7 protein-coding genes are annotated in these 7,358 nt (G+C 35.6%); 6 read left to right on the forward strand and 1 reads right to left on the reverse strand.

What is annotated here, in order from left to right:
* Positions 1-4 precede the first annotated feature (4 nt).
* From O3617_RS02480 to O3617_RS02490, 3 genes are read left to right on the forward strand one after another with little or no spacing between them, the layout of a single operon-like run.
* Complete coding sequence (locus O3617_RS02480) at positions 5-769, forward strand: shikimate kinase (RefSeq protein ID WP_371448512.1); 765 nt, start codon at positions 5-7, stop codon at positions 767-769.
* On the forward strand, positions 769-2,922 hold the full coding sequence (locus O3617_RS02485; RefSeq protein WP_371448514.1) for an ATP-dependent RecD-like DNA helicase: 2,154 nt from the start codon (positions 769-771) through the stop codon (positions 2,920-2,922). The genes O3617_RS02480 and O3617_RS02485 overlap by 1 nt, the downstream gene beginning before the upstream one ends.
* The gene (locus O3617_RS02490; RefSeq protein ID WP_371448515.1) at positions 2,922-3,647 is read left to right on the forward strand and encodes a ComF family protein; all 726 of its coding nucleotides are present in this window, start codon (positions 2,922-2,924) and stop codon (positions 3,645-3,647) included. Before O3617_RS02485 ends, O3617_RS02490 begins: the two co-directional genes overlap by 1 nt.
* A gap of 53 nt (positions 3,648-3,700) precedes the next feature.
* Here the strand turns inward: O3617_RS02490 and O3617_RS02495 are convergent, their stop codons facing one another.
* Positions 3,701-4,303 (reverse strand): HD-GYP domain-containing protein, encoded by a 603-nt coding sequence (locus tag O3617_RS02495; protein ID WP_371448517.1) that lies wholly within the window; start codon positions 4,301-4,303, stop codon positions 3,701-3,703.
* An 854-nt stretch (positions 4,304-5,157) separates the two neighbouring features.
* Here O3617_RS02495 and O3617_RS02500 point away from each other — a divergent pair.
* Genes O3617_RS02500 through O3617_RS02510 form a run of 3 tightly spaced genes read left to right on the forward strand, consistent with a single transcriptional unit; the run spans position 5,158 to position 7,348 of the window.
* The gene (locus O3617_RS02500; protein ID WP_371448518.1) at positions 5,158-5,967 is read left to right on the forward strand and encodes a basic amino acid ABC transporter substrate-binding protein; all 810 of its coding nucleotides are present in this window, start codon (positions 5,158-5,160) and stop codon (positions 5,965-5,967) included.
* Positions 5,968-5,981: 14 nt separating this feature from the next.
* Positions 5,982-6,632: an amino acid ABC transporter permease gene (locus tag O3617_RS02505; protein WP_270524291.1), complete on the forward strand. Its 651-nt coding sequence runs from the start codon at positions 5,982-5,984 to the stop codon at positions 6,630-6,632.
* Complete coding sequence (locus O3617_RS02510; RefSeq protein ID WP_371448519.1) at positions 6,629-7,348, forward strand: amino acid ABC transporter ATP-binding protein; 720 nt, start codon at positions 6,629-6,631, stop codon at positions 7,346-7,348. Before O3617_RS02505 ends, O3617_RS02510 begins: the two co-directional genes overlap by 4 nt.
* Positions 7,349-7,358: the final 10 nt, after the last annotated feature.

The raw sequence follows: 7,358 nt of genomic DNA on the forward strand, positions 1-7,358 counted from the left end.
AGCCATGGATATTAAAGATGCACGCAAACAAATAGATTCTATTGATGAACAGTTAGTCAACTTATTTGAACAACGTTTATCTATCATTAAATCAATCGGCAAATTTAAGGATGAACATCATTTGCCACTCATTGATGAAGAACGGGACCGCGAGATTATTTCTAGCCTTAAAACTGAATGTGACGATTCACGTATGCTGACATATATTGAATCCTATATGAAGAATGTCATTTCTATTAGCAATGAGTTCTTAAAAGAACACATGCATAAGCATATTTTCCTAATTGGTATGCCCGGTGCAGGTAAAACTACAGTTGGTAAGATGCTTGCAAAGGAACTAGGCCGTGATTTTTATGACTTGGACCAAACGATTCAAGATAAAGTGGGAAAAACGGTACAAAATATCTTTATCTATGACGGTAAGGATGCCTTTAGTGAATATGAATACGAAACGATTAAGGAATTAATTCATAATAAACCATCTGTTATTGCCACTGGTGGTGGTACGGTTACTTCTGAGAAAATTGTAAACCTTATGCGCAATAATGGCTTAGTTGTCTTCGTTAACCGCGATGTTAACCATATTCTAGATGATTTGGATTTAGAAATTCGTCCGCTCGTGAAAGAAAGCATTGAATACATTTTCAATGTGTATGAGGAACGATATCCTTTATATGAAAGTGTAGCTCACATTAAGATTGGCAATGAAGGTAGCATTACTGACGCTGTTCAAGAAATTATCGAAGCATTACCTAATACGGAGAAATAATGGAAGCATTACGAGGATTTGTATACCGAATTATATATCAGAACACACAGAACACATACTGTGTATTTCTTGTGAAAGATTATAATGAGGAATACATTACTTGTACTGGTCGCTTTGAAGCCCCAAAAGAAGGCGAAGACATTGAGATTAAAGGGCGGTATGTAGAACATCAAAAATATGGTATTCAGTTTGATGCATCTAGTATAGAAAAACTGAAGCCCGATAATATGGGGGCTGCCAGAATCTATTTGATGAACTTAGGCATAAAAGGTTTAGGAGAGAAATCCGTCGATAAAATCTGCGAATACTTCGGTCTTCGACTGCTAGATATACTACGAGAAGAGCGACCAGAAGAAATTAAGGATGTGCCAGGTTTACGCAAAGGTGTAAAAGAGGAATTATACAATACATTACTTGGTGAAGGTATATTATCCGATCTGAATCATTTCTTTGAGTCTCATCAAATTTCTTCTAAATGGTCTCGCACTGTATATACCTATTACGGTGCATCATCTATAGATGTTATTCAAGATAATTCTTACAATTTATTGCGCATTGCATCAGATATGTTATTCAACACAGCTGATACATTGGCCATGAATTTAGGTCTTGATGCCGATGATGAACGACGGTTAGAAGCTGGTGTAAATTGGATATTGGGAAACTTAGACAACCAGGGCCATACATGTTTACCGGTAGATGAATTAATCGGACGCGCCTACGATTTACTACAAGTAGATGCAGATTTAATTGCTAATCATATTGATTCTTTAATTTCTCAAGCTATCGTGTATAGCACCTATTTTGACGATATACTCTATGTATATCCGCCTGAAATGTATGTATCTGAAGTAGAAGGTGTACACTATACACGTGATTTTTTAATTGAAGCTGATCCTATATCTCTAGATATTCCAGATTTTATTGAGCGATTTGAAGCAGATAATCACATTACCTTTGGTCCTGAGCAGAAGGAAGCCATAGAATTATCTTTTTTTGAAAAATTTTCGCTTATTACCGGTGGACCTGGTACCGGTAAAACGACGATTATTAAAGCCTTGGTAAAGGGATTTCAATTAGGTGGATTAGGACGTATTATCCTCTGTGCTCCAACAGGACGCGCAGCGAAGCGTTTAACAGAGGCCACTGAGTTTGAAGCCACAACTATACATCGCTTGCTCATGCCTGTAGCTGGCAGTGATTCTTATGATTTCACAAAAAATGAAGATGACCCTCTTGATATAGATGTAATCATTATAGATGAAGCATCCATGCTCAATGTGCGTTTGTTTTACTCTCTAATGTCAGCGATTCCTCGTGAGGCTCATGTCATTATCGTTGGTGATGTGGATCAATTGCCTCCGATAGGGGCGGGCTTTGTTTTAAAAGATTTACTTGATAGTGATATGGTGCCTTATACAAGGTTGCAACATATTTATCGCCAACGTTCTGGTAACAGTATAGTTGATAGTGCGTATGCCATTAACCGTGGTGAAATGCCAAATCTCGATACGACTAGTGATGAATTTAAGTTCATTCCTGTTAATTCTCTTGGTGATATGATGAAATCCATTGTTGATGTGTATAAACGGGAAAAAGAATTTGTCGATGATGAACTTGATATTCAAATCATTTCGCCTATGCGTAGAGGTAAGGCTGGTAGTACAAGCATCTCTCAATATGTGCAGCAATCCGTAAACCCTCCCGATAGTTATAAAGGTGAAGTGCGTGTTAATGGAATTACATTCCGAGTTGGCGACAAGGTAATTCAAGTCCTTAATAACTATGAATTAGAAATTTTTAATGGCGAAATTGGCGTTATTTATGCCATTACAAAATCTGATATTTGTATACGTTTTATCCATAAAGAGGTTCGTCTTTCTATTGATGAGGCCCATATGATTATGCCTGCTTATGCTATAACAGTACATAAGAGTCAAGGCAGTGAATATGGTGTTGTTATCATTCCATTTGTGCCTATGTATGGAGGCATGTTACAACGAAATCTACTGTACACAGCTGTTACAAGAGCTAAACGAAAGGTTATCATGATCGGTACAAAGAGCTCTGTAGAGCGTGCTGTTAAAACAGTTAATGGTGAAGAACGATATACATTGTTTAAAGAACGTTTACAAGGAAGATGTGATGGATAATGAATCTATTTGATTTTTTATTTCCTCCTGTTTGTCCTCATTGTGGTACCCATGTACAACAACAAGGAGATTGGTGTGATGCTTGTATTGAAGAAGTTCTACATGTAAGACAAGTGCCACCTAAATTACTATCCTCTTTAGATTCAGCTTGGATTCTAGCTGATTATCGAGGTGGCATTAAATCCATGATATATGACGTAAAATTTAACGAAAAAAAGGAGCAGTCCAAGGGGGCTGCTCCTTTTTTAGCATCGTACAATTTGAGGATGCACGAATATAAACCTCACTATGTGATTCCCATACCTTCAAGTGCAGAAAAGAAAAAGGTTAGAGGCTATAATCAAGTAGACCTATTTTTTTATCATTGGGTCGTATCATTTTCTAAATATGATTATGATGATTGTACAATCGAAGATAAAGCAGAAAAAGATTTAAACGATTGTCTTGATAAGAAATCGGGTTATTATAAATGGTTTGATTGTTTATATAAGATGGATACGCATAAGGAAATGTGGGCATTATCTAACACAGAACGCCATAGTACAATAGATACGGCATTTATGTGGAATGAAAGCTACGATTCTACATTAATCCGTGATAAACGAATTCTATTGGTTGATGATATATATACTACGGGGGCTACATTGGAATCAGTAGCACGAATTTTGCGTAAATATAATCCAAAGTATATAGAAGCATTAACCTTAGCTAGTGGCAGTTTTTAAAATAAAAAAGCTGTAACAGAATAGTTCTATTACAGCCTTATGTGTTGTAGTATTTAGCCTAATACATCGATAAATGCTTTAACCACATCTGAATCGAAGAGGGAACCAGAAGCACTAAATAATTCTTCTTTTGCTTTAGCTTTTGTTTTTGCCCAAAATTCAGTAGATGGGTTAACAGTTGAATCGTAGTAATCGGCAACTGCAATGATGCGTGCACCAAGTGGAATATTTGCGCCGCGTAAGTGTTTTGGATATCCTGAGCCGTCCCATTTTTCATGATGGTAACGAATATATGATAAGATTTGTTGACAACATGGATAGTTTTCAATCATATTCGCACCACTAGCAGCATGTTGCTTATATTTAGACATTTCTTGTTTGTTTAAATATGGTGCTTTTTGAATCATCATATTAGGAATCATTAAAAGACCAACGTCATGCAATAATGCAGCATGACGGATTTGTTCAATTTCATTGAGTGGAAGCCCCATTTTAGCAGCAATACTTACTGCATAATTTGATACTTGTACAGAATGTGTATACAAGTGATAGCTCTTCATTTGTATCATTTGTAATAGTTGGGCGCTAATGGCCTCTAAACTATCCTTCTCCAGTTCATACAGGCCCGAAGGCTGCATCAATGATAACATAAACATAATAAACCCCTCTACTATACAAATATGTAAATTTCCAACCCCTAGGAACTTACATCGTACAACTTATAATCCGTTCTTCTTTAACAGTATTCGTATTATACAATAAAAATTATGCTTTGTGTATCGGTATAATGTTTGGTCTTTGAATAGGTATTCATATTTAGCATAATAAAAAGTGTTGACAAAAAAAGAATGCTTTAATAATGGGGATGGAAATTTTGAATTTAAAAATTATGATAGAAAAATGAAGAAATATTTTATATTCCTATTCCTATTTTCTATACATTCAAATTAGGGGTTGCTTTTTTCATTCTCATGACAGTGATATTATACAATACATATGTTTGAAAACGTTAAAAATAAAGATATGGACATATATATAATTTATAATCTATAATATGGAAATACGGGTCTGTGGTTGCAAGTCGAGGCCAGTCGCAGGCAAAACGATCCACATAAGCAGCTCAGAGAGCTGTGAGCATGGTGCGGCTTAGATGTAAGTCCTGCCGGGGAACCGAGAGGAGTAGTAGTGGGGAGCCAAGGGCTTATGAGCGAACCTTCCAGCAGGCGAGTGTGGGGGCAAAGACCAGGTCAGCCGTATAACGGGCACATGAGGCTTTTCTCATGTGCTTTTTTCATTTATGCAGATGTATAAATGAAAATTACTAATATCCTGTTAGTTAAGCTATATTAAGTATACAGATATTGTATATTAATTCATGTCTTGCATAAAATATAAAAGAAAAATCATTAATATATGGAGTTTTAATATTTTTATATACATTTTTATTGACATAATTATGCTACGTATATATACTATATAAATAAACTTAGTTATATATGAGGTTAAGAAGATGTTTAATAAAAAAGTGAAAAAATTAGTTCTCGGTAGTTTAATGGTTGTTATGGCTGCATCTTTAGTTGGTGGTTGTGGATCTTCGTCTACAACAACATCTAATAATAAGTTAATTGTTGGCACAAATGCTACATTTGTACCATTCGAATTTAAAGATGATAAGACTCAAGATTATGCAGGTTTTGATATCGAATTGATTCGTGCAATTGGTAAGCGTATTCATAAAGATGTGGAACTTAAAAATGTCGCTTTCGATGCTTTGATTCCAGCCTTAAATACGCATGATATCGATGTAGCGGCTTCCGGTATGACCATTACAAAAGCACGTAGTGAAAAGGTATTATTCTCATCTCCATACTATGAAAATGCACTAGCTATTGTATATAAAGATACAACTAGTATTCATTCATTAGATGATTTAAAGAATAAAAAAATAGCAGCTCAAATGGGAACAACTGGCTCTGATTTGGCTCATAAGATTGAAGGCACTTCTGTAAAAGAATTTGATCACAGTAACGAAGCGTTGTTAGAGTTACAAAATGGTGGTGTAGATGCTACGGTTATTGACTTGCCTGTTGCGCAATATTACAGCACAAAACATCCTGATGAACATATTCAAATCTTGCCATATCCTAATACTAAGGAGTACTTAGGTTTAGCTTTAAATAAAGACAACAAAGCTTTACAAGAGGAAATTAATAAAGCTATTGCTGATATGAAAGCAGATGGTGAATTTAATACATTATATAAGAAATGGTTCAATGTAGATGCACCTGCAGATATGCCTGTTGTATTGGATTTTAAATAATTAGGGAGTTGTAAATGGACTGGAATGTCATAACAAGTAATTTACCATTATTATTATATGGGGCTTTAATGACCATAAAAATTACGGCCGTTGCTGTAAGCTGTGGTTTCATTATTGGTTTAATTGTTTCTTTAGCTAGAATGTCGAATTTTGTAATTGTTCGATTGATTGCTAAATGCTATGTAGATGTGATTCGTGGTACTCCTATGTTGGTACAAATCTTTATGATCTATTTTGCATTACCTCAAATCATTGGTACGCGAATTGATCCTTATATAGCAGCCTGTGCAGCATGTAGTATTAACTCTGGTGCATATGTATCTGAAATATTCCGTGCTGGTATTCAATCTGTAAATAAGGGTCAAATGGAAGCAGGTCGCTCACTAGGATTATCTTGGTGGCAAACTATGCGTTTTATCATTATTCCGCAAGCTTTTAAAGCATCAATTCCTCCTTTGGGTAATGAATTTATTGCGATGTTAAAAGATTCTTCTCTTGTTTCTGTTATTGGCTTTGAAGAATTGATGCGTCGTGGTCAATTAATTATCGCTAAAACCTATGCGGCTACTGAAATTTGGGGAACGGTTGCTATTATCTATCTATGTATGACAATACCGATTTCACGATTGGTTGCTTACCTTGAAAGGAAATATAACGTAAAATGATAGAATTAAAAGATGTGCGAAAATCATTTGGTAAAAATGAAGTATTAAAGGGTATTAATCTGCATGTTGATAAAGGTGAAGTAGTTGTAATCATCGGTCCATCAGGATCTGGTAAAAGTACAGTCTTACGGACCATGAACTATCTAGAGGAACCTACTAGTGGACAGGTCATTGTGGATGGTATGAATTTATCTGATAAAAATAAGTTGAATGCTGTACGTACAGAAGTAGGCATGGTATTTCAAAATTTTAATCTATTCCCACATATGACAGTATTGGATAATTTGACGTTAGCTCCAGTAAATGTTAGAAAAATGGATAAGAAAGAAGCTCAAGATATCGCTATGAAACTGTTAGAGCGTGTTGGATTAGCGGATAAGGCTCGAATGTATCCGGACTCATTATCTGGTGGTCAAAAGCAACGTGTTGCTATTGCACGTGCATTAGCAATGAAACCTAAGGTAATGTTATTTGATGAACCTACATCTGCACTTGACCCAGAAATGGTGCGAGAAGTGTTGGATGTAATGAAATCGTTGGCTGATGAAGGAATGACGATGGTCATCGTTACTCATGAAATGGGCTTTGCTAAGGAGGTTGCAGATAGAGTATTATTTGTCGATGGTGGTCAAATCTTAGAGGATGGCACACCAGCACAAGTATTTGATGCACCGACTAGTGACAGAACCAAATTATTCTTGTCAAAAATTTTATAGTATACATATA

Source organism: Veillonella sp. 27098_8_77 (assembly GCF_041431535.1).
In the GTDB taxonomy this organism is placed as follows: domain Bacteria; phylum Bacillota; class Negativicutes; order Veillonellales; family Veillonellaceae; genus Veillonella.

Excerpts from the sequence above, each read along its gene's own strand:
- O3617_RS02490 (WP_371448515.1), top strand. The coding sequence starts at position 2,922 with ATGAATCTATTTGATTTTTTATTTCCTCCTGTTTGTCCTCATTGTGGT.
- O3617_RS02480 (WP_371448512.1), top strand. The coding sequence starts at position 5 with ATGGATATTAAAGATGCACGCAAACAAATAGATTCTATTGATGAACAG.
- O3617_RS02495 (WP_371448517.1), bottom strand. The coding sequence starts at position 4,303 with ATGTTTATGTTATCATTGATGCAGCCTTCGGGCCTGTATGAACTGGAG.
- O3617_RS02510 (WP_371448519.1), top strand. The coding sequence starts at position 6,629 with ATGATAGAATTAAAAGATGTGCGAAAATCATTTGGTAAAAATGAAGTA.
- O3617_RS02505 (WP_270524291.1), top strand. The coding sequence starts at position 5,982 with ATGGACTGGAATGTCATAACAAGTAATTTACCATTATTATTATATGGG.
- O3617_RS02485 (WP_371448514.1), top strand. The coding sequence starts at position 769 with ATGGAAGCATTACGAGGATTTGTATACCGAATTATATATCAGAACACA.
- O3617_RS02500 (WP_371448518.1), top strand. The coding sequence starts at position 5,158 with ATGTTTAATAAAAAAGTGAAAAAATTAGTTCTCGGTAGTTTAATGGTT.